This is a genomic window from Bacillus sp. DWP3-1 (genome assembly GCF_049896565.1).
Lineage (GTDB): Bacteria > Bacillota > Bacilli > Bacillales > Bacillaceae > Bacillus.
In genome coordinates this window covers 1000376-1022251 of record NZ_JAFCUN010000001.1, presented here as the reverse complement: position 1 = coordinate 1022251, position 21876 = coordinate 1000376, and the positions used below count along the sequence as shown (strand labels likewise).

Annotated in this window: 23 protein-coding genes; 21 read left to right on the top strand and 2 right to left on the bottom strand. The window is 41.8% G+C overall.

All coding sequences use genetic code 11. The features are described 5' to 3' along the window. The 21 genes from ACP7A0_RS05335 to ACP7A0_RS05235 all read left to right on the top strand — a co-directional run. A partial coding sequence (locus ACP7A0_RS05335) for a transposase (RefSeq protein WP_148943888.1) occupies nucleotides 1–183 on the top strand: 183 nt, incomplete at its 5' end. A gap of 294 nt (nucleotides 184–477) precedes the next feature. Further along, on the top strand, nucleotides 478–759 hold the full coding sequence (gene yqfC, locus ACP7A0_RS05330) for a sporulation protein YqfC (RefSeq protein ID WP_012010618.1): 282 nt from the start codon (nucleotides 478–480) through the stop codon (nucleotides 757–759). Between the two features lie 18 nt (nucleotides 760–777). Beyond that, the gene (gene yqfD, locus ACP7A0_RS05325) at nucleotides 778–1968 is read left to right on the top strand and encodes a sporulation protein YqfD (RefSeq protein WP_106030980.1); all 1191 of its coding nucleotides are present in this window, start codon (nucleotides 778–780) and stop codon (nucleotides 1966–1968) included. Between the two features lie 3 nt (nucleotides 1969–1971). Beyond that, a complete protein-coding gene (locus ACP7A0_RS05320; protein WP_060596660.1) occupies nucleotides 1972–2931 on the top strand; it encodes a PhoH family protein in 960 nt (319 codons plus the stop codon). A gap of 114 nt (nucleotides 2932–3045) precedes the next feature. After that, nucleotides 3046–5157 (top strand): HD family phosphohydrolase, encoded by a 2112-nt coding sequence (locus ACP7A0_RS05315; RefSeq protein ID WP_374955736.1) that lies wholly within the window; start codon nucleotides 3046–3048, stop codon nucleotides 5155–5157. Beyond that, on the top strand, nucleotides 5158–5637 hold the full coding sequence (gene ybeY / locus ACP7A0_RS05310; protein WP_012010615.1) for an rRNA maturation RNase YbeY: 480 nt from the start codon (nucleotides 5158–5160) through the stop codon (nucleotides 5635–5637). It abuts the gene before it with no gap. Then, on the top strand, nucleotides 5615–6001 hold the full coding sequence (locus ACP7A0_RS05305) for a diacylglycerol kinase family protein (RefSeq protein WP_426004462.1): 387 nt from the start codon (nucleotides 5615–5617) through the stop codon (nucleotides 5999–6001). Before ybeY ends, ACP7A0_RS05305 begins: the two co-directional genes overlap by 23 nt. Nucleotides 6002–6114: 113 nt before the next feature. Beyond that, nucleotides 6115–6513: a cytidine deaminase gene (locus tag ACP7A0_RS05300; protein WP_034661347.1), complete on the top strand. Its 399-nt coding sequence runs from the start codon at nucleotides 6115–6117 to the stop codon at nucleotides 6511–6513. Further along, a complete protein-coding gene (gene era / locus ACP7A0_RS05295) occupies nucleotides 6506–7411 on the top strand; it encodes a GTPase Era (RefSeq protein WP_426004460.1) in 906 nt (301 codons plus the stop codon). The genes ACP7A0_RS05300 and era overlap by 8 nt, the downstream gene beginning before the upstream one ends. Nucleotides 7412–7559: 148 nt before the next feature. Then, nucleotides 7560–7703 (top strand): YqzL family protein, encoded by a 144-nt coding sequence (locus ACP7A0_RS05290; RefSeq protein WP_003217288.1) that lies wholly within the window; start codon nucleotides 7560–7562, stop codon nucleotides 7701–7703. Nucleotides 7704–7738: 35 nt separating this feature from the next. Continuing rightward, a complete protein-coding gene (gene recO / locus ACP7A0_RS05285) occupies nucleotides 7739–8509 on the top strand; it encodes a DNA repair protein RecO (protein ID WP_034661344.1) in 771 nt (256 codons plus the stop codon). Between the two features lie 332 nt (nucleotides 8510–8841). Beyond that, entirely contained in the window at nucleotides 8842–9729 is an 888-nt protein-coding gene (gene glyQ / locus ACP7A0_RS05280) for a glycine--tRNA ligase subunit alpha (protein WP_012010611.1), read from the top strand. Further along, nucleotides 9722–11767, top strand: coding sequence for a glycine--tRNA ligase subunit beta (glyS, locus tag ACP7A0_RS05275; RefSeq protein WP_034661343.1), 2046 nt, complete (start codon nucleotides 9722–9724; stop codon nucleotides 11765–11767). The genes glyQ and glyS overlap by 8 nt, the downstream gene beginning before the upstream one ends. Before the next feature lie 166 nt (nucleotides 11768–11933). Next, the gene (locus ACP7A0_RS05270) at nucleotides 11934–12572 is read left to right on the top strand and encodes a helix-turn-helix transcriptional regulator (protein WP_024423017.1); all 639 of its coding nucleotides are present in this window, start codon (nucleotides 11934–11936) and stop codon (nucleotides 12570–12572) included. Between the two features lie 25 nt (nucleotides 12573–12597). Beyond that, nucleotides 12598–13419, top strand: coding sequence for a pyruvate, water dikinase regulatory protein (locus ACP7A0_RS05265; RefSeq protein ID WP_008342399.1), 822 nt, complete (start codon nucleotides 12598–12600; stop codon nucleotides 13417–13419). A 261-nt stretch (nucleotides 13420–13680) separates the two neighbouring features. Continuing rightward, nucleotides 13681–14181, top strand: a complete 501-nt coding sequence (locus ACP7A0_RS05260) for a YaiI/YqxD family protein (RefSeq protein WP_034661340.1) — start codon at nucleotides 13681–13683, stop codon at nucleotides 14179–14181. Between the two features lie 32 nt (nucleotides 14182–14213). Further along, nucleotides 14214–16043 (top strand): DNA primase, encoded by a 1830-nt coding sequence (gene dnaG, locus ACP7A0_RS05255; RefSeq protein WP_034661338.1) that lies wholly within the window; start codon nucleotides 14214–14216, stop codon nucleotides 16041–16043. A gap of 201 nt (nucleotides 16044–16244) precedes the next feature. Then, entirely contained in the window at nucleotides 16245–17366 is a 1122-nt protein-coding gene (gene rpoD / locus ACP7A0_RS05250; protein WP_008342392.1) for an RNA polymerase sigma factor RpoD, read from the top strand. Nucleotides 17367–17668: 302 nt separating this feature from the next. Then, nucleotides 17669–18028 carry a cytochrome c550 gene (cccA, locus tag ACP7A0_RS05245; RefSeq protein ID WP_003217503.1) on the top strand — a complete coding sequence of 120 codons (360 nt, stop codon included), beginning with the start codon at nucleotides 17669–17671 and terminating at the stop codon, nucleotides 18026–18028. 120 nt (nucleotides 18029–18148) lie between these two features. Next, nucleotides 18149–18865, top strand: coding sequence for a tRNA (adenine(22)-N(1))-methyltransferase (locus ACP7A0_RS05240; protein ID WP_095285397.1), 717 nt, complete (start codon nucleotides 18149–18151; stop codon nucleotides 18863–18865). Beyond that, nucleotides 18858–19979 carry a Nif3-like dinuclear metal center hexameric protein gene (locus ACP7A0_RS05235; protein ID WP_060596667.1) on the top strand — a complete coding sequence of 374 codons (1122 nt, stop codon included), beginning with the start codon at nucleotides 18858–18860 and terminating at the stop codon, nucleotides 19977–19979. The genes ACP7A0_RS05240 and ACP7A0_RS05235 overlap by 8 nt, the downstream gene beginning before the upstream one ends. Before the next feature lie 39 nt (nucleotides 19980–20018). Here ACP7A0_RS05235 and ACP7A0_RS05230 read toward each other — a convergent pair whose 3' ends face one another. Together ACP7A0_RS05230 and vrrA are read right to left on the bottom strand one after the other, a co-directional pair. Further along, a complete protein-coding gene (locus ACP7A0_RS05230) occupies nucleotides 20019–20963 on the bottom strand; it encodes a 4-hydroxy-3-methylbut-2-enyl diphosphate reductase (protein ID WP_034661333.1) in 945 nt (314 codons plus the stop codon). A 157-nt stretch (nucleotides 20964–21120) separates the two neighbouring features. Further along, a complete protein-coding gene (vrrA, locus tag ACP7A0_RS05225; RefSeq protein ID WP_034661332.1) occupies nucleotides 21121–21819 on the bottom strand; it encodes a VrrA/YqfQ family protein in 699 nt (232 codons plus the stop codon). Nucleotides 21820–21876 lie beyond the last annotated feature (57 nt).

Sequence of the window (21876 nt, the reverse complement as noted above, 5' to 3'; positions counted from 1 at the left end):
GGAAAAGAGCTATATAAAAAAAGAAAAGAAAAAATAGAGCGAAGCTTTGCAGATTCAAAACAACTGCATGGGCTTCGCTACTGCCGGTTGAGGGGAAAGCAGAATGTGAGTGAGCAAGTACTTCTCACAGCTGCGTGTCAGAACATGAAGAAGATTGCCACACACCTAGCGAAGCTAGGCTAGGTGTGTGGGAGGCCTTTTTCATTAAATCTCATCCATCATAATTACGATGAAAATAAAAAAGATTGTAGAAAAACATGAGTTTCTCTACAATCTGAAGTCCCTTTATATAAAGGGACTTTTTTGTTTTTCCTGATGGAGATTTCTCGCAGTAAAAATGATGAAACGGCTGTTTTGCGGGATTCATTAGCATGATCTGAACCGCTGAGGAATAGGATGATATAGAGGCTTTCTCATCAGTCTCACCATCTTTCAGTTTGATCTCATACACATGGGGCGGGAAGGGGTTCTTATTGAATGGGAAAAAGAAAAAATCGACTTAAAGCATGGCTGACAAGAACACTTGAAATCCCTCCAGACGTCATGATGGATCTTCCCCGTATTACGATGGTTGGCAGACTCCACATTTACATAGAGAACCATAAAGGGCTTTTGCTTTTCAGTGATCAAGAGGTAAGGCTGATGCTCAAACAAGGACAATGCATTATTTCAGGGAAAGATTTTGTGATTAAAACGATTTTGCCAGAAGAGATCTTATTAGAAGGGAAAATCGATGAGGTCCGTTATATTGATTCTTAACTGACGGAGGGGAGAAGTGTGAAGAATAAATGGTTCGCCTATTTTATTGGCAGAGTGGAAGTGGAGATCAAGGGAAACGGCATTGAGCGGCTCATCAATGAGTGCACGAGACAGGGGATCACAATGTTTCAAGTGAGCCGCCGTCAAGACAGCGTGCGCTTATTTATTCGCTTATCAGATGTACATGCCTTCAGAAAAGTACAAAGACATCATGAAGTGACATGTTCATTTCATCAAAAGAAGGGATTTCCGTTTCTTCTCCTATGGTCAAGGAAGAATATTGGGTTTACCCTTGGGATTGTGTGTTTTCTAGCGACGATATTGGCGCTTTCAAACATGGTGTGGAAAATTGATATTAAAGGAGCCAATCCAGAAACTGAACATCAGATGAGAAAGCATTTAGACGAGATTGGAGTGCAAAAAGGCCGTTTTCAGTTTCTAATGGGAACACCTGAGAAAATTCAAAAATCACTGACCGCCAATATTCAAAGCATTACATGGGTCGGCGTTGAACTAAACGGTACAACATTTCAAATGAAAGTTGTGGAAAAAAATGAGCCGGAAGAAGAGAAATATACGAGTCCTCAGCACATCGTTGCCAAGAAGAAGGCTGTCATCACGAGAATGTATGTGGAAAAAGGGGAGCCGCTTGCCGCGGTTGACGAACATGTGAAGAAAGGGCAGATGCTCGTCTCTGGCCTCATCGGCAGCGAAGACCAGCAAAAAACGGTGGGTGCTAGAGCGAAAATTTATGGTGAAACGTGGTACCGTTCTGAAGTTTCTGTCCCTCTTCGAACATCTTTTGATGTCTTTACGGGTAAAATGAAGACAAAGCACAAGCTCTCCGCATTTGGAGGTTCAATGCCATTTTGGGGCATTTCCTTTAAAAAGGATGATTTTAAGCAGCCAAAAACAGAAACAGAAGTTCACCCACTACATTTCTTAAACTTCCAGCTCCCATTTTCCTATGAAAAAGAAATGACACGCGAAAGTGAAAAAATAAATCGGACATACACAAATAAAGAAGCGGTTCAAGCAGGGATTAAAATGGGTAAAAAAGAATTAGAAGAGAAGCTAGGTCAAACAGGAGAGGTGAAAAGTGAAAAAGTTTTGCACGAGACAACAGGGAATGGTAAAGTTAAGTTAATCATCCTTTACCAAGTAATAGAAGATATTGTTCAACCAACACCTATTGTTCAGGGAGACTAGAGAATGACAGAACATTTACTTGAAATTCAACAAAAATTAGATAGCCCAAACGAAGCGATTGCTTTATTTGGAAATCAAGATGCTTATCTGAAACTGATGGAAAACGAGCTGAATGTCTCCATTATTACGCGCGGAGAAAAAGTGTATGTTTCTGGTCAGGAAGCATCAAGAGAAACAGCGAGCCGTCTGATTACATCTCTCTTACATCTCATCCGAAAAGGAATTGAGATTTCTGAACGGGATGTCGTCTATGCCATTAAAATGGCGCAAAAAGACAAGCTCAATTATTTTGAAAATATGTATGAAGATGAAATTACGAAAAATGCTAAAGGGAAGTCAATCAGGGTAAAAACCATTGGCCAGCGGGAATATGCTGCGGCGATGAAAAAAGATGACCTGGTCTTTGGAATTGGACCAGCTGGAACAGGGAAGACGTATTTGGCAGTCGTCAACGCGGTACATGCACTGAAAAATGGACATGTGAAACGGATTATCCTGACAAGACCAGCTGTTGAAGCAGGAGAGAGTCTTGGCTTTTTACCAGGTGATCTAAAGGAAAAAGTAGATCCTTATTTAAGACCACTATATGATGCCTTGCATGATGTGCTTGGCAGTGATCATACGGAACGTTTAATCGAGCGCGGCGTGATTGAAATAGCGCCTCTTGCCTACATGAGAGGGCGGACACTCGATGATGCATTTGTTATTTTAGATGAAGCGCAGAATACAACGCCTGCCCAAATGAAAATGTTTTTGACGAGACTTGGGTTTGGCTCTAAAATGGTCATTACAGGAGATATTACACAGATTGATCTGCCGAAAGGCATGCAGTCTGGTCTTGCAGCTGCAAAGGACATGCTTGCAGAGATCAAGGGCATTTCATTTATTGAGTTAGACCAGACAGATGTGGTCAGACACCCGCTTGTGGCGAAGATCATCGGAGCATACGAAAAGCAAAAATGAACTTAGTGACCCGATCGTCTTCATCGGGTCATTTTGTTTCGATCGTGGTTTAAAGTAAAAAAGGAGGTACTTTCCTTGAGAAAGAATCAGAAAGACAGTCAGCGCAAAAGACTACTGTCTAAAAAAGAACCTCAGAAAATGGAGCGCTCACGTTATTTAAATGTTTTGCTATACGCAGGTTTAGCAGCCATTCTATTCGTGGTGCTCTTCTTCCATGTAAAGCCTGAATCGCTCGACTTAGATTTATTTTCAGTGAGCGAACAGACCATCTATTCTCCATCAACCGTCGATGATCAAGAAGCGACAGAAGAAAAGAAGCAAGAAGCAACAGATCAAGTAGAGGATCAATATACACTCAAAAAAGCGTATTCTGACAATCGTGTTGACCTCATCTCCTCCCTTTTTGAAGCCATTAAAGAAGAGAAGAAAGCAGCTGATGAAAAAGAGAATCCGCCATCAGATAAAGAAATGGTCAAGCGTGTCAAAGAAAAACTCACATCAGATATGCAGGAGGCTGTTTCAGACCAATCCATCAAAGCACTGCTTCAGGCAAGTGACGAAAATCTCTCTTTTACTAAGGATTCCATCATCACAGTGGTAAATTCACTGATGAGTAAAGAAATCACAGCAGCGAAATTACAAGATGAGAAAAAACAAGTGAAAACAGAGCTTGAAAATAATTCAATTCCATCAAAATACTTAAATGCAGCAAAAGAAATTGGTGAATTTGCGATCATTCCAAACTATGTATTTGATCCAGTGGCTACAGAGAAGAAAAGACAAGAAGCCGCTGATAATATTCAGCCCGTTCAGATTAAGCAAGGGCAAATTTTAGTCGAAGAAGGAGAACTTATCGACCGGGAAGTGTATCGTAAATTAGAACTGACAGGCCTCTTAAACAGCTCCAATTTGATTAAGCCTGTAAGCGGTCTTATGATATTGATTGGTCTGTTTTTAGCAGCGATTATTCATTCACTTGAAACGAGGAAAAAATCGCTTGTTCATAAGAATAAGTCGTTGCTGCTCTACTCGCTTATTTTCACCATTATTTTAGTCATCATGGAAGTATTCAGTCTCTTCCAGGAAACGAAGTATACGACGATAGGTTATGTGGTACCAGTGGCACTTGGCACGATGCTGATCAAGCTGCTTATCAATGAGCGGCTAGCGATCTTCTCTGGCCTTGTATTTGCTCTTTGCGGCAGTATGATGTTTAATCAAGGAGTAACCGGCGTCTTTAACTATGTGATCTGTGCTTATTACCTTGTGAACGGGATGGCGGGCATTTTATTTTTGAGAAAGCATAATGCACGTTCAAAAATATTGCAGGCAGGGCTTTGGGTCGCTTTAATGAATGTCCTTGTGGTTCTATCCATTACGCTGATCCAAAACTCCTCACCATCAGGGCTTGAAATCGGTGTGAACCTCATGATGGCGTTTGTGTCAGGGTTTGCATCATCTATTTTGGTCATTGGGTTAATGCCTGTGTTTGAGAGTATGTTCGGCATCCTTTCAACAATGAAGCTGATTGAATTATCAAACCCAAATCATCCGCTGCTCAAAAAGATTTTAACAGAGACACCAGGTACATATCATCATAGTGTCATGGTGGCAAATTTAGCGGATGCTGCATGTGAAGCAGTTGGCGCAAACGGTCTTTTAGCAAGGGTTGGCGCTTATTATCATGACATTGGGAAAACGAAAAGACCGCAATACTTTATCGAAAACCAAATGAACATTGATAATCCGCATGACAAGCTTTCTCCTCAGCTAAGTAAAAATATCATTATTGCCCATACGACAGATGGAGCTGATATGCTGAGAGAAAAGAAGTTTCCTGAAGAGCTTGTCGATATTGCAGAACAGCATCACGGGAAGTCACTGTTAAAGTTCTTTTACTATAAGGCAAAAGAGCGTGATGATCAGGTGACAGAGGAAGAATTCCGTTATCCTGGTCCAAAACCGCAATCAAAAGAAGCGGCAATTATTTCTGTAGCGGACAGCGTTGAAGCGGCAGTACGATCGATGCATAATCCAAATCCAGAGCGAATCGAAAAGCTCGTCAAAGGCATTATTTCAGATAAAATGCAGGATGGGCAATTTAGTGAATGTGATCTGACATTTAAAGAATTAAATATTATTGGTCAAACGATTTGTACAACATTAAAGGGGATTTTTCATTCTCGGATTGAATATCCAGATGCCCCGAAGCAGAAGGTGAAGTAAATGACATTGTTAATCGATTTAATAGATGAAACAGGACAAGTATCAAAAGAGCAGCTTGAAGAAGTGGAAAAGCTTCTTCAGTTCGCTGCAGATGCCCTTGAGGTCAAAGATCAAGCGGAGGTATCAGTGACGATCGTCTCGAATGAAGAGATTCATCAAATCAATAAAGAATACCGCGGGAAAGACGCACCAACGGATGTCATCTCCTTTGCACTTGAGGAAGAAGGAGAAGGGGAAATTGAAATCATTGGTGCTGATGATATTCCGCCTGTACTCGGCGACATCATCATTAGTGTGGACCGTACGAAAGAGCAGGCAGAGGAATATGGACATTCCTTTATGAGAGAGCTTGGATTCCTCACCATTCATGGGTTCCTTCATTTGCTCGGGTTTGATCATATGACAGAAGAAGATGAAAAAGAAATGTTCGCCAAACAGACAAAGATCTTGGATGATTATGGCCTTTCAAGATCTTCGTAAGAAAAGAAGGCCGCTTGCCCGTCTTTTTCGGAGTTTTTATTATGCATTTAGAGGAATATGGCGAACTTTCTTGAATGAACGGAATTTTCGATTTCACACAGTCGCAGCCATCATCGTGGTGATCTGCGGCTTTTGGTTTCACATTGAACCATACGAATGGATGATCGTTTTGCTTTTATGCGGGGGGATGTTTGCGCTTGAACTTGTCAATACAGCCATTGAACATACAGTGGACCTGATGACAGAAGATAAGCACCCTCTTGCAGAGAGAGCGAAGGACGCTGCAGCAGGCGCTGTTTGCGTTTACGCCGCGATTTCGGTTATGATTGGGGTGATCATCTTCTTACCGAAGATCATGCAATAGAACAATATTACTATTTATTAACATTTTTAGAAATGGGCGTGAAAATGTCACGTGAATTATGTAAAATATAAATGTGACAGTGGGTCCATTTCTTCTGAAAGTGGGAACTAGGAATGAACAAACAAGAGTTGATTTCAGAAGCAGTTAAAGCAAGAGATTTTGCATATGTACCCTATTCAAAATTCAAAGTCGGTGCAGCATTATTGTCGAATGATGGAAAAGTGTATGGCGGCTGCAACATTGAAAATGCAGCATATGGCATGTGTAATTGTGCGGAAAGAACAGCACTTTTTAAAGCCTATTCAGAAGGCATCACATCGTTTCAAATGCTAGCGGTAGTGGCTGATACAGACCGGCCTGTTTCGCCGTGCGGCGCATGCAGACAGGTCATTTCAGAGCTGTGTGCACCTGATATGCCAGTGATTCTAACGAACTTAAAAGGACATATATACGAAACAACAGTAAACGAACTATTGCCAGGCGCATTTTCACCGGAGGATTTAAATGACTAACGAAAGCTTCAAATCAGGATTTGTATCAATTATTGGAAGACCAAATGTAGGAAAATCAACCTTTCTTAATCGTGTGATTGGACAAAAGATCGCCATCATGAGTGATAAGCCCCAAACGACACGAAACAAAGTGCAAGGTGTCTTGACAACAAACACGTCACAAACGATCTTTATCGATACACCAGGGATTCATAAACCTAAGCATAAGCTTGGTGACTTTATGATGAGAGTGGCTACAAATACACTGAAGGAAGTCGACCTGATCTTGTTTATGATCAATGCACAGGAAGGCTATGGCAAGGGTGATGAATTCATCATTGAACGACTCAAGCAAACATCTACACCGGTATTCCTAGTCGTCAATAAAATCGACCAAATTCACCCAGATGAGCTGTTCCTTTTAATTGATGAATACCGCACACGTTATCCATTTAAGGAAATTGTGCCAATTTCAGCTCTTGAAGGAAACAACATTGACACGCTTCTTCAGCAGATTGAAAGTTATCTTCCTGAGGGCCCTCAATTTTATCCGGCAGATCAAGTAACAGATCATCCAGAGCGGTTTATTATTTCTGAATTAATTCGTGAAAAAGTGCTGCATTTAACGAGAGAAGAGATCCCGCACAGTATTGCAGTTGCGATCGAATCCATTAAGCCAGATGAAAATGGCAAGATCCATGTTGCGGCGACCATTGTCGTAGAACGTGATTCACAAAAAGGGATCGTCATTGGTAAACGAGGCAGCTTATTAAAAGAAGTGGGACAAAAAGCACGCAGAGATATTGAAGCACTTCTCGGTTCAAAAGTGTATCTGGAGCTTTGGGTAAAGGTTCAGAAGGACTGGCGTAATAAATCCACTCATCTTCGTGACTTCGGATTTAGAGAAGACGAATATTAAAAAATCGCTGCTGTTGTCATAAAATCTGACAATGGTGCGGTTCGATTAGTAAAAATTGTTTATCATGAAATGGAGGTAGCTTGGTCAAGATAAAATTAATATGTTGGATGTAGCGTTGCTGCTTCTAATAAAGAAAGGTGGGGTTTTTATGTTGAATTTTACATGGAACGTATTTTCACAAACAGGAAGCGTTGACACGTATCTGCTTTTCAAAGAGTTAGAAAAGGAGAACCTGGAAAGACCCGATGTACTTGAAGAAGAGATAGCACGATTTGATTTTCCAATCTTATAATTCTTGACCCCCTCCAATGCTCGGAGTGTAGACAAATGCTCATTAAAAGTGAAGGAATCGTCCTTAGAACAACAGATTATGGCGAAACAAACAAAATTGTCACGCTGCTCACTAGAGAACATGGGAAAATTGGCGTGATGGCAAGAGGTGCAAAAAAATCAAACAGCCGCCTGTCAGCCATAAGCCAGCCGTTTTTATACGGAACCTTCCTGATCCAATCATCAACAGGACTTGGAACGCTCCAGCAAGGCGAAATGATTGAAAGTATGCGAACCATTCGGGAGGATTTATTTTTGACCGCATATGCCGCATATATGACAGAGTTACTCGATAAAGGCACAGAAGAAAAAAAGCCAAACCCTTATTTGTTTGAGCTCCTGCTTCAATCTCTGCGTCATCTGAATGAAGGCACAGATGCTGATATTATCTTATTTATCGTAGAGGTCAAAATGTTATCAGTAATGGGAATGAAGCCTGAACTTGATCAATGTGTCCATTGTGGTCAAAAAGAAGGGCAGTTTCATTTCTCTATTAGAGATAACGGCTTCATTTGCCAAAATTGCTTTTCTAAAGATCCGTATAAACTGCCCTTATCCCCAGCAGCTGCAAGGCTGCTCCGTTTATTTCATTATTTTGATTTATCAAGGCTCGGTCAGGTTGATGTGAAACCGCAGACGAAACAAGAAATTCGTCAAGTGCTCGATCACTACTATGAAGAGTATTCAGGCCTTTATTTGAAATCAAAAAAATTCATGAATCAGATGGAATCCATGAAAAAGCTAATGGGCGGGGAAAACAAAAGTTGACATCTCCCATGACTTTTTGTAAGATCATCTAAGATAAAATATGTTGCATTGACAGAAAGAAGTACTTACGCAGAATTCATTAAAAGCGACCTTAGGGCGGTGTGAGCTAAGGATGGAGGCGTAACGAAAGGCATTCTTGAGCAACGTAAAACAAAGCGGCTGGATGCTACGACACCAGCAAATAGGGTGGAACCGCGGGAAAAACTCTCGTCCCTATGTTTGCAAGGAGCCTTGCGAGCATAGAGACGGGAGTTTTTGTGTTCTCTTACGAGGTTCTCATCCCCACCCGCCATATCATAGCGGATGGTGTAGAAAAGATGGAGGTGCGATCATTGAATATTCAAGACATGATTTTGACGCTGCAAAAGCATTGGTCAAATGAAGGCTGCGTATTAATGCAGGCGTATGACACAGAAAAAGGTGCCGGAACGATGAGTCCATACACGTTCCTGCGAAGCATTGGCCCAGAGCCGTGGAAGGTAGCATATGTAGAGCCTTCAAGACGCCCGGCTGATGGCAGATATGGAGAAAACCCAAATAGATTGTATCAGCATCATCAATTTCAAGTGATCATTAAGCCGTCACCTGACAATATTCAAGAACTGTATCTTGAATCATTGAAAGCACTTGGTATTGACCCGCTGAAACATGATATTCGTTTTGTGGAAGACAACTGGGAAAACCCATCTCTTGGCTGTGCAGGACTTGGCTGGGAAGTATGGCTTGATGGGATGGAAATTACACAATTCACGTATTTCCAGCAAGTCGGCGGCTTAGAATGTAAGCCTGTTTCCGTTGAAATCACATACGGTATTGAACGTCTTGCTTCCTACATCCAGGACAAAGAAAATGTCTTCGATCTTGAATGGACAGACGGGTTTACAGTCAGAGATTTATTCTTAATGGCTGAATATGAGCACTCTGTTTATACATTTGAAACATCTAATACTGACATGCTGTTTGAGTTATTTACGACCTATGAGAAGGAAGCGCATAGCCAAATGGACAAAGGGCTTGTTCACCCAGCATACGATTATGTGCTCAAATGCTCTCATACGTTTAATCTGCTCGATGCAAAGGGCGCGATTTCTGTTACCGAGCGAACTGGCTATATCGGAAGAGTGCGCCAGTTAGCCAGAAAAGTAGCCAAAACATATTATGAAGAACGAGAAAAATTGGGATTCCCTATGCTAAAAGAGGAGGCGGCTTCTCATGAATAAACAAGATGTATTACTCGAAATTGGCTTAGAAGAGATGCCGGCTCGTTTCATGCCGGAAAGCACAAAGCAGCTAGGTGAGAAAGTAAAAGCATGGTTTGAAACGCAAAATATTTCATTTGAAGATGTTGCTTTATTCAACTCACCAAGACGTCTTGCTGTACTCGTGAAAGGTGTCGCAGAAAAACAAGAAGACATCAAAGAAGAAGCAAAAGGCCCAGCTAAAAAGATTGCGAAAGATGCTGAAGGCAATTGGACAAAAGCAGCAGAAGGCTTTGCCCGCGGACAAGGTGCCTCAACAGCTGATCTCTATTTTAAAGAGATCAAAGGAGTGGACTACGTTCATGTCCAAAAGTTTCAAGAAGGAAAGCAAGTCAAAGACCTTCTGCCAGCGTTAGGTGAGATCGCCGCCTCATTAAGTTTTCCAAAGAACATGAGATGGGGAAGTAAAGATTTACGCTATATCCGTCCGATTAAATGGATTGTTTGTTTATTTGGAGAGGAGATTGTACCTGTTGAAATTGCTGGGGTGAAAAGCGGCCGTGAGACAAGAGGACACCGTTTCCTTGGTAGGGCAGCCACCATCGACTCGCCTGCTTCTTATGAGCAAACATTGCGCGATCAATTTGTCATTGCAGATTCAGATAAAAGAAAACAATCCATTACTAAGCAGCTAAATGCCCTATCTTCAGAAAAAGGCTGGGTCATTCCTGTTGATCCTGAGCTTCTAGAAGAAGTCAACGATCTTGTAGAATATCCAACGGTGCTTTCTGGTTCCTTTGAAGAAGAATTCCTTGCATTGCCGGAAGAAGTATTAGTGACCACAATGAAAGAGCATCAGCGCTACTTCCCTGTGAAAAATGAGCAAGGGGAATTATTGCCGCACTTTATTACGGTCAGAAATGGAAACAGTGAGGCGCTTGAAAATGTCGCAAGAGGGAACGAAAAAGTACTTCGTGCACGTTTATCAGATGCTGCATTCTTCTATAAAGAAGACGAAAAACTAGTCATTGATGACAATATTAAGAAGCTTGATAAAGTTGTATTCCATGAGAAACTTGGCACAATTGGCGACAAGCTAAAGAGAGTGGCAGACATTGCGACCCGTCTAGCAGCGCATGTCGGTGCAGATGACGAAACGACAAAACGAGTGGCAAGAGCAGCAAGTATTTCGAAGTTTGATCTTGTGACTCAAATGGTCTATGAATTCCCAGAATTACAAGGAATCATGGGCGAGAAATATGCAAAAGCACTTGGCGAACATGAAGAAGTGGCAAAGAGTATCAACGAGCACTATATGCCGCGCTTTGCCGGTGATGAGGCGCCCTCCACTTTGATTGGTGCGATTGTGGCAGTAGCAGATAAGCTGGATTCTATTTGTTCCTTCTTCTCAATTGATGTCATTCCAACAGGCTCTCAAGACCCTTATGGACTGAGAAGACAAGCGAGCGGTATCGTTCAAATCCTGCTCGATCGTCATTGGAATATTTCATTTAAAGAGCTTTTGGCACTTGCTCAAGTAGAAGCAGAACATGAAGCTGCTCTGATTGAATTTTTGACACACCGTTTAAAATATGTCCTCCAAGCAGAGCATATCCGTCATGATGTTGTCGATGCAGTGCTGGATGTTGAAAATATTGAACCTTATGCAGTCGTGAAAAAAGCAGCTGTTCTTGAAGAGAGCGTGAAACAAGAAAGCTTCAAAGAAACGGCAGAAGCATTAGGACGCGTCATTTCAATCAGTAAAAAAGGGGAAGATGCAGAGATTCAGCCTGAGCTGTTTGAAAATGAGCATGAGCAAAAGCTATATGAGGCGTATCAACAAGTAGAGACAGCTGTCAAGGAACATGTAGCAGCAGGGCAATACAGCGCAGCACTTGAGGCGCTAGATACGTTAAAAACACCGATTGTTCATTATTTCGATCACACAATGGTACATGCGGATGATGAAAAGCTGAAGCGAAATCGTTTGGCGCAAATGGTCAAACTAGCCAAAGTCATTCAATCATTTGCGAATATGAACAATTTAATTGTAAAATAAATACCTAAGAACGGTTGCCTTTTTCGAAGGGCAATCGTTTTTTACTCATTTAATTCACGGTTTTTGAGTGGATTTTTGTTTCATTCGGACAAAGATGCGCTATAATATGATGAGTTATGAAAATGATATACATAAAGTAAAGATTCGCTCTCTCTATTTAAAGGTGGTGAGTACAATCGAGTTAAATAAACGGCAAGAGCAGATTTTACAGATTGTCAAAGAGAATGGTCCGATCACTGGAGAGCATATCGCCGATCGGCTGAACTTAACTAGGGCGACCCTCAGACCGGATTTAGCCATATTAACGATGTCAGGCTTTTTAGAAGCAAGACCAAGGGTCGGCTACTTTTTCACAGGAAAAACAGGCACGCAGCTTCTAGCAGATAAGCTGAAAAAACTTCAAGTAAAAGATTTTCAATCCATTCCAGTGGTGATACATGAGAATGTTTCAGTTTATGATGCGATTTGTACGATGTTTTTAGAGGATGTGGGCACATTATTCGTTGTGGATGATCACTCTATTTTAACAGGCGTGTTGTCAAGGAAAGACCTCCTTCGCGCAAGTATTGGAAAACAGGAGCTTCCATCTATCCCTGTCCATATTATTATGACAAGAATGCCGAACATCACCGTTTGCCGCAAGGAAGATTTTATTATGGATGTGGCGAAGCACTTGATTGAAAAGCAGATAGATGCACTTCCTGTTATAAAAGATACGGATAAAGGCTTTGAAGTGGTCGGCAGAATTACGAAAACAAACATGACGAAAATACTTGTTAGCTTATCGGAGAATGAAATAATCTAATTACAGAAGACTGCGAGGGGATGTTATGAGTAATCGCGTAATTTTTGTGGTATCAGATTCAGTAGGAGAAACGGCAGAGCTCGTGGTCAAAGCGGCACTTAGCCAATTTGATGGCGGTTCATCAGACCATTCAAATATTAGAAGAATTCCGTATGTAGAGGATGTCGGTACGATTAAAGAAGTCATTTCACTGGCGAAAGCAGATAACGGAATCGTCTGCTTTACTCTTGTTGTGCCAGAAATGCGCCAATTCTTAATTGAAGAGGCAGAAGCAAACGGAGTCGTTTATTATGACATCATCGGACCACTCATCGATAAAATGGAGACTGCTTATGGAAATGAAGCGAAACATGAGCCGGGGCGTGTACGTCAATTAGATGAGGACTATTTTAAAAAGGTTGAAGCCATTGAGTTCGCAGTGAAGTATGATGACGGCAGAGACCCAAGAGGCATTCTAAAGGCTGATATTGTGCTCATCGGTGTATCACGCACATCTAAGACACCATTATCTCAATACTTGGCGCATAAACGGCTGAAGGTAGCGAACGTTCCAATTGTTCCTGAAGTAGATCCGCCAGAGGAGTTATTTTCAGTTGATCCAAAAAAATGCATCGGTCTAAAAATCAGTCCAGACAAACTAAATCATATTCGTAAAGAGCGTTTGAAATCTCTAGGTTTAAATGATCGCGCAATTTATGCGAACATTGAGCGGATTAAAGAAGAACTAGAGTATTTTGAAAAAGTGGTGGACCGCATTAACTGTCAAGTCGTTGATGTATCGAATAAAGCAGTTGAGGAAACGGCAAATGTCATTCATCAAATGCTGACCAAAAGAGGTTCCGAATAAACTCAGGATGCTCCTCCTGGGTTTTTCCTATGGTGGGAAACGGGTAAACAAAAACAATGGCATATTTGCTGCATTTGTATTATAATAAAAAATTGTGATAAAATGATTGATTTTAGGTTTAAGTTAAGTCAAGAACGAATAAACTAATATTGGCAGAAGTCAAGTGATTCTGAACATAACTTTTCGACAAAATGAGTTTTACTGTTGTTTGCTATATGGGGGGAAAGTATGGTCTTTTTGCTTCTCTAAAGCAGGAATAAGGTGGAGGGATGGAGAATTAGTCACCTGAATGAACATAAACAAGAGAGGGCGATTTATGTCGATGCAGATGCTTGTCCTGTAAAAGACGAAATCCTTTCTGTCGCATCTCAATTTCAAGTACCTGTGATGTTCATTGCTTCATATGAGCATTTTCAAACCAAAAGATCTCCACTTGAAGATTGGCGGTTTGTAGATACACATAAGGAAGCAGCGGATTTAGTCATTGCGAACTCAGCTGCCGCGCATGATATTGTCGTCACCCAAGACATTGGTCTTGCCTCCTTACTGCTTCCAAGACAGGTCATTGTACTGTCTGAAAGAGGACGGATGTACACAAACGAAACAATTGATTTTGATTTGGAACGCAGACATGTTTCCAGTAAACAGCGAAGAAAAGGTGTATATGGAAAAGGTCCCAAAAAGCTTTTAGAAGAGGATAAAAAGCGATTTATTGCGCAGCTACAAAAAATCCTGTCGAATCATGAAGGATTTTTGAATTAAAAGGCGAATAATGTACGACGGAGTGTTATAGGATGAGCAAACGTATACCAGATGAACTTTTGGAGCAAATCCAAAAAAACGCAGACATTGTCGAAGTGATTGGAGAATACGTACAGCTTAGAAAGCAAGGTCGAAATTACTTCGGTCTTTGTCCATTCCATGGTGAAAATACTCCTTCATTCTCTGTTTCAGCAGATAAGCAAATCTTCCATTGTTTTGGCTGTGGTGCAGGAGGTAATGTATTTTCGTTCCTCAGACAAATGGAAGGCTACTCATTTATTGAAGCCGTTTCACATGTTGCTGATAAGTACCATATTGATTTGCCTGATCATGTAGCAAATGCTCAGGTCAGCTCCTCACAGCAAGAGGACACTGCAGATCATAAAATGATTGAAGCGCATGAGCTTCTTAAGAAATTTTACCACCATTTGCTGGTAAATACAAAGGAAGGTCAAAACGCACTCGATTATTTACGGGCGAGAGGCTTTACGGATGAAACAATTGCCAAGTTTGAGATCGGATATGCTCTTGACTCTTGGGATTTCGTGACCAAGTTTTTAGAAAAACGAGGGTTTGATCCTGTGATGATGGAGAAGGCTGGTCTTTTGATTCAACGTGAAAACGGAACAGGCTTTTTTGACCGCTTTAGGGATCGTGTGATGTTTCCCATTCATGATCATCATGGGACAGTTGTCGCTTTTTCCGGAAGATCGCTTGGTGATCAGCAGCCTAAGTATATGAATAGTCCTGAAACGCCACTTTTTCATAAAAGTAAGCTGCTTTATCACTTTCATGACGCGCGTATGCATATACGAAAACGCGAACGGGCGGTTCTTTTCGAAGGATTTGCTGACGTCATTTCAGCTGTCACATCAGGTGTCGGCGAAAGTGTTGCAACAATGGGTACGTCTCTAACAGAAGAGCACGTAAAACTTCTCAGACGTAACGTAGAAGAGATCATTCTTTGCTATGACTCTGACACGGCCGGTTATGAAGCCACCATGAAAGCATCAGATTTGCTTGGAAAAAGAGGATGTAAAGTTCGCGTTGCCATGATACCAGATGGACTTGATCCAGATGATTACATTCGTAAATATGGCGGCGAGAAATTTAGGAATGACATCATAGATGCAAGTGTGACATTAATGACTTTTAAGATGAACTTTTTCCGTAGGGGAAAGAATTTATCTGACGAAGGAGACCGGCTTACTTATATGAAGCAGGTACTCCGAGAAATTAGCCGGTTAAACGGTTCCTTGGAACAAGAGATTTACATGAAACAGCTTGCTGGAGAGTTCTCGATCTCACTTGATTCATTAAAAGAACAACTGGAGCTGTTTGAAAAACAGCAGCGGCAAGAAGCCAAAAGCACACAGGAAGAAAGCGGGCTTGAAAAACGGCGTGCACATCTGTCAACACAGGTAAGAAGAAAGCGTCTGCGGCCAGCATATGAAAATGCAGAGCGAATGCTGCTTGCTCATATGTTAAAAAGTGATGACGTGATCCGAAAAGTACTTGACAGAGTAGGGATTGAATTTAATATAGATTCTCACAGGGCGCTGGCCACGTACATTTATGCTTTGTATGAAGAAGGCAAAGAACCAACGCCGCAGCATCTGATGAACCGTATAGAAGATGATGTCATCAATCAGCTTCTGACGGATATATTCATGATTCAAGTTGGAGACGAACTAAGTGAAGCTGAATTAAGTGATTATGTAAAAAAAGTGTTGAATCATCGGAATTTGTCAATGATAAAGGAAAAAGAACTAGAACGTGCAGAAGCGGAGAGGCAAAAAGATTTCTTCAAAGCGGCAACACTTGCAAAAGAAATTATTCAGTTGAACCGTTCGCTGAAGTAATACGTCTAATATTTATGACAAGACTTACGGCTGGCAATGAATCCTTTACGGGAGGAGCATAAGACCGCAAGCATCTTGCTTTCATCATTATTTATTTTATTCCTATTTGCTCATCTGTTTGATAAAGAGAGAAAAGCAGAGCGAAAGCAAATCGCAAGTTACTTTAGAATTCGTTGCAAGCTTTGGAAGGAGGGATCCATAATGGCTGATAAACAAGCCCACGAAACCGAAACTGAATTAACCTTTGAACAGGTGAGAGATAAGCTCACTGAAACGGGTAAAAAACGGGGCGTTTTAACATACGAAGAAATTGCAGAGCGTATGTCTAGCTTTGAAATTGAATCAGACCAAATGGATGAATACTATGAATACTTAGGCGAACAGGGTGTAGAGCTCATCAGTGAAAACGAAGAGACAGAAGACCCAAATGTTCAGCAGCTGGCTAAAGCAGAAGAGGAATTTGACCTGAATGATTTAAGCGTACCACCAGGTGTCAAAATTAATGATCCTGTTCGTATGTACTTAAAAGAAATCGGACGCGTCAATTTGTTATCTGCTAAAGAAGAAATTACGTATGCTCAAAAGATCGAAGAAGGCGATGAGGAATCAAAAAGAAGATTAGCGGAAGCAAACCTTCGTCTCGTTGTCAGCATCGCGAAACGCTACGTCGGTCGTGGTATGCTGTTCCTTGACTTGATTCAAGAAGGAAACATGGGTCTTATGAAGGCAGTTGAGAAGTTTGATTACCGCAAAGGATACAAATTCTCAACATATGCAACCTGGTGGATTAGACAGGCGATCACGCGTGCGATTGCCGATCAGGCCAGAACAATCAGGATCCCGGTTCATATGGTGGAAACCATTAATAAATTGATCCGTGTTCAAAGACAGCTTCTGCAAGACCTAGGCAGAGAACCAACGCCAGAGGAAATTGCTGAAGACATGGATTTAACTCCAGAAAAGGTAAGAGAAATTCTTAAAATTGCGCAAGAGCCTGTATCTTTAGAAACACCTATTGGTGAAGAAGATGACTCGCATCTTGGTGATTTTATTGAAGACCAAGAGGCGACATCTCCATCTGACCATGCTGCATACGAATTGTTAAAAGAGCAGCTTGAAGATGTATTAGACACGCTAACGGACCGTGAAGAAAATGTACTGAGACTACGCTTCGGACTAGATGACGGAAGAACACGTACGTTAGAAGAGGTTGGAAAGGTGTTCGGCGTCACAAGAGAGCGTATCCGCCAAATTGAAGCGAAAGCTCTGCGTAAATTAAGACACCCAAGCAGAAGTAAACGATTAAAAGACTTCTTAGAGTAGAAACTGGACGGATCTTGAAAGAGATCCGTTCTTTCTTCATCAAAAATGAAAACGCTTTTTTCAATCTGATTATATTTTACTGAATAACAAATGAATTTGCAACGTTCTTAGAGAAAAGATGTATAAAAAATACATCAAAATGTGCTGAAGGCTTCATTTCTCATCTTGTATCATTTTTGTCTAATCTGTGAACTTGACCAAAGTTTTGTATCATAATTCGTTTACTTTTTGTAAAATTAAAGTAGAATTAGAATTGTTTGCATAGTCTCAAAGGGGTTTTCACAAAGGGGAGGATGAAAGAAATGAAACGGAATCCACTTATACCATTCTTATTGATTGCCATTTTAGGTATTGGACTCACTTTTTTCTTATCAATGAAGGGGTTGAAAGATGAAGACAAAATCGCCTCTGGAGGCGAGGAGCAAAAACAAGAAGAGACAGCGAATGCGACGCCGGAAGAATTGTATAAGCAAAACTGTTTGAGCTGTCACGGGGAAAACTATGAAGGCGGCGCAGGTCCTGCATTAAAAGGCGTTGGAGACAAGCTTGAAGTGGCAGACATCAAGAAGAAAATTCAAGAAGGCGGCAACGGGATGCCAGGCGGGCTGATCCCGAATGAAAAGCTCGATGAAATGTCGGAATGGGTATCCAAAATTAAATAATGTTACGCAAAAAGCTCTTTTTCATCAGAAGAGCTTTTTTCATTTGAAAACGACTTTTAAAAAGTCCATAATTTATATAAGATAGACAAGTATGAACATTAAAGAAAAGTAGTGATACGTATGAATGAAATGAATTTATCAAAACGATTAAAAAGAGTCGCAGACTTTTTACCACATGAGGCCGTCTTTGCTGATATCGGCTCAGATCATGCCTATTTGCCATGCTATGCGATCCTGCATCAAAAAGCAGTAAAAGCCATTGCTGGTGAAATTACAGAGGGACCGCTTCAATCGGCGAAGCAGCAAGTACATAGACTTGAATTAGATGACCAGATCTCGGTCAGAAAAGGTAATGGCCTTGAAGTTATTGAAAAGGGCGAAGTGAATGCTATCACGATTGCAGGTATGGGCGGAGCACTCATCGCAAGCATTTTAAATGATGGCAAGCATAAGCTCGCAGGCCATGAGAGGCTCATTCTTCAGCCAAATATCCATGCTCACCACATTCGTTTATGGCTCTATCAAGAGGGGTATGAATTGATGGATGAAGTCATTTTAGAAGAGGATGGCAAAATATACGAAATCATGATCGCAGAAAAAGGCGACAAAGATAAAGCCTATGAAGGGATGTCGATTGAAACAGGCATGCTAGTTGGTCCGTTTCTTGCGAAAGAGCAAAACGACGTCTTCCGGCGCAAGTGGATGCAAGAGCTTCAGCATATGGAGAAAATAGAAAGTCAAATTCAGCAGGCAGCGCGGGCAGAAGAGAATGAGGAGCGCCTTGAAGAGCTGCATGTAAAAATAAAGATTCTAAAGGAGGTTTTGACTGTTGGCTAAAACAGTAAACGGACATGAAATCATCCAATTATTTGAACAATTTTCACCAAAGGCATATGCCGTAGAAGGTGACAAAATCGGTCTCCAGATTGGGACGTTAAATAAAAAGGTAAACAATGTCATGATCACCTTGGATGTATTAGAGAATGTGGTAGATGAGGCGATCGAAAGAAATGTGGATCTCATTATTGCTCACCATCCACCGATCTTCCGTCCGTTAAAACATGTAGCGACAGATCAGCCAGCTGGACGGATCATTGAGAAATGCATCAAACATGATATTGCGGTATATGTGGCACATACGAATTTAGATGTGGCTGATGGAGGAGTCAATGACTTGCTTGCGGAGGCTTTAGAGCTTGAAGAAACAAGTGTGTTAGTCCCGACATATGAAGATCAAATCAAACAGCTTGCCCTGTATGTTCCGCAGGAATTTGAAGAAGCCATCCGTACAGCTTTAGGAAATGCGGGCGCAGGCCATATTGGCAACTACAGCCATTGCGCGTTTTCAAATGAGGGGACAGGCAGCTTTTTGCCATCAGAAGATGCGGATCCGTTCATTGGTGAGAGCGGTCAATTGGAATTTGTCAAAGAAGTGCGGATTGAAACCATTTTCCCGGCAAGTATAGAAAAACAAGTGATTCGTGAAATGATCAAAGCACACCCTTATGAAGAAGTCGCTTATAGTGTACACACGACAGATCTTCCTCCGATTCAAAAAGGCCTTGGCCGTATAGGGGAGCTAAGAGAGCCTATGACCCTTGGAGATTTTACACGATTTGTGAAGACAAAGCTGGATGTAAATGGTGCTCGCTTTGTAGGTGATCAGGACGCTGTTGTGAAAAAAGTGGCTGTGCTTGGCGGAGACGGAAATAAATACATTCATCAAGCGAAAAGAATGGGTGCTGATGTGTATGTGACAGGGGATCTTTATTTCCATGTCGCCCATGATGCCATGATGCTCGGGCTGAACGTAGTGGACCCAGGGCATTATGCAGAAAAGATTATGAAAGAGGGCGTAAAGGCGAAGCTTCAATCGCTATGTTCAGATAAAAAGTATGATGTACAGCTCTTTGTTTCTGAATCGAACACAAACCCATTTCAATTTATGTAAACAAAAAAACGTCAGAGCTGCTATGCTCTGACGTTTTCTTTATTTCTTTGTTTTCACGCGCGGTAGTATTTTCGAAAGAGGAACCGACCGTTCAATCTTCCAAGTTGCTTCATCATCCGGCTCGTAGTTTTCTAAGAAACGTATGACTTCCTTTGTAATAGGTGTTGGTGTTGAAGCACCAGCCGTAACGGCAACGGTATTTACGCCTTGCAGCCACTCCAGCTTGAGCTCACTTAGGTCACCAATACGGTAAGCCTGCGTTCCAGCAATCTCCATGGACACTTGTGCCAGACGGTTGGAGTTATTACTTTTTGGATCGCCGACAACAATGGTAAGATCAGCTTGGCCAGCTTGCTCGGAAACAGCTTCCTGACGTACCTGTGTCGCAAGACAAATTTCTTGATGGTACTCGACGTGAGGGTATTTCTCTTTAATCAGCTCCATTAGATCGTGAACATCCCACTGAGACATCGTCGTCTGATTGGTGATGAGCAGTTTATCTGATGTTAAATCGAGCGCCTCAATGTCGGCTTCTGTTTCGACAAGATGCACCTTGTCAGGAGCTACTCCGACAGCTCCCTCTGGCTCAGGATGACCCTTTTTCCCAATATAAATAATGTCATATCCATCGGCTGTTTTCTCTGAAATGAGTTCATGTGTTTTCGTTACATCGGGACAGGTTGCATCAATGGTGATAAGGCCTTTTTCTTCTGCAATTTGACGAACCTCAGGTGAAACGCCGTGAGCGGTGAAAATGACTGTTCCGCTTTCAACCTGCTTTAAAATGTCCATGCGGTTTGGTCCGTCCAGTGTGTAGATCCCATCTTCTTCGAAGGCATCTGTCACGTGCTTGTTGTGCACAATCATACCTAATATATAAATTGGGCGTGGCAAGTTTTTATCAAGTGCGGCATTTTTAGCAATGACCATTGCATCCACAACGCCATAGCAATAGCCACGCGGCGAAATTTTAATTACATTCATTTATTCGTCCTCCTGTAGGGAAGTGCTGCTAGAGAAGAACAATATAAAAAGCCGTAAAAAACGGCTTTTTATCATTCTCTAGCTTCCATTATAGCCAAAGTAAGCGCATATATCAAAGATTGTTATACGCAGTGAACACTTCGCCGTTAAAAGATCACTAGACATATAGTTTTGGAACAGAGCTGCCAGGTCTTTTTTTCGGTTTTGCTTCAGGAGCAGGTGATGTGTGAGGAGCTGCTTTTTTGACGAGGATGTCCTCTGGTTCTTTGTTTTCTTCTATTTCATCATCTCGTGCTGCTTCTTCTTGCGGCACTTCTGTTTCCTTGCCGATCTCTTTAGGATCTTCATCTGCGCTTGTTTCATCATCATCCGCACTGCCGAGCTGGCTGTACAGCTTAATCATGGCAGGCAGATTTCTTACTAAAGGACCGTATTGCTGAATCATTGGTGTAAATTGCTGCGCCATACCGAGCACTTTTTGTACATTTCCTAACATGCTTGAGAGGGTCGCAGGATTTGTGAAGCTCTGGATTCCTTGTAATCCCGCACCACCTCCAGAGATCCCTGCTCCCCCTGCGCCAGGAAGAAATTTAGCGAGCATGCCTTTCATTCCTGCTCCGCCGCCTAGTGCGCGGCTCTCGCCTCCTGGAATTCCGTCCATCCCGCGTATACCGCCTCCCTGTACAGACGGGGAGCGAGGCATCATTTGCTGAAATTGATTGCCTTGCCCTTGAAAAGGCTGTTCGATAGGAGGCTGCTGCCCTCTTTGAAAAATCCCGGGTTGTCCGCCATTTCCAAGATGCCGGCGTGAGGGACGGTGCGGCTGAAAATCGCCCATAGGCCTTTGCCCTAACATACTTGTACCTCCCTTACTGCATTCTCTTTCTCTTCATAGGTTATGCAAGGAAGCATC

Coding starts and splice junctions, on each gene's coding strand:
- yqfC (WP_012010618.1), top strand. CDS start 478: ATGGGAAAAAGAAAAAATCGACTTAAAGCATGGCTGACAAGAACACTT.
- ACP7A0_RS05320 (WP_060596660.1), top strand. CDS start 1,972: ATGACAGAACATTTACTTGAAATTCAACAAAAATTAGATAGCCCAAAC.
- ybeY (WP_012010615.1), top strand. CDS start 5,158: ATGACATTGTTAATCGATTTAATAGATGAAACAGGACAAGTATCAAAA.
- ACP7A0_RS05305 (WP_426004462.1), top strand. CDS start 5,615: ATGGCCTTTCAAGATCTTCGTAAGAAAAGAAGGCCGCTTGCCCGTCTT.
- ACP7A0_RS05300 (WP_034661347.1), top strand. CDS start 6,115: ATGAACAAACAAGAGTTGATTTCAGAAGCAGTTAAAGCAAGAGATTTT.
- era (WP_426004460.1), top strand. CDS start 6,506: ATGACTAACGAAAGCTTCAAATCAGGATTTGTATCAATTATTGGAAGA.
- ACP7A0_RS05290 (WP_003217288.1), top strand. CDS start 7,560: ATGTTGAATTTTACATGGAACGTATTTTCACAAACAGGAAGCGTTGAC.
- recO (WP_034661344.1), top strand. CDS start 7,739: ATGCTCATTAAAAGTGAAGGAATCGTCCTTAGAACAACAGATTATGGC.
- glyS (WP_034661343.1), top strand. CDS start 9,722: ATGAATAAACAAGATGTATTACTCGAAATTGGCTTAGAAGAGATGCCG.
- ACP7A0_RS05265 (WP_008342399.1), top strand. CDS start 12,598: ATGAGTAATCGCGTAATTTTTGTGGTATCAGATTCAGTAGGAGAAACG.
- dnaG (WP_034661338.1), top strand. CDS start 14,214: ATGAGCAAACGTATACCAGATGAACTTTTGGAGCAAATCCAAAAAAAC.
- rpoD (WP_008342392.1), top strand. CDS start 16,245: ATGGCTGATAAACAAGCCCACGAAACCGAAACTGAATTAACCTTTGAA.
- cccA (WP_003217503.1), top strand. CDS start 17,669: ATGAAACGGAATCCACTTATACCATTCTTATTGATTGCCATTTTAGGT.
- ACP7A0_RS05240 (WP_095285397.1), top strand. CDS start 18,149: ATGAATGAAATGAATTTATCAAAACGATTAAAAAGAGTCGCAGACTTT.
- ACP7A0_RS05230 (WP_034661333.1), bottom strand. CDS start 20,963: ATGAATGTAATTAAAATTTCGCCGCGTGGCTATTGCTATGGCGTTGTG.
- vrrA (WP_034661332.1), bottom strand. CDS start 21,819: ATGTTAGGGCAAAGGCCTATGGGCGATTTTCAGCCGCACCGTCCCTCA.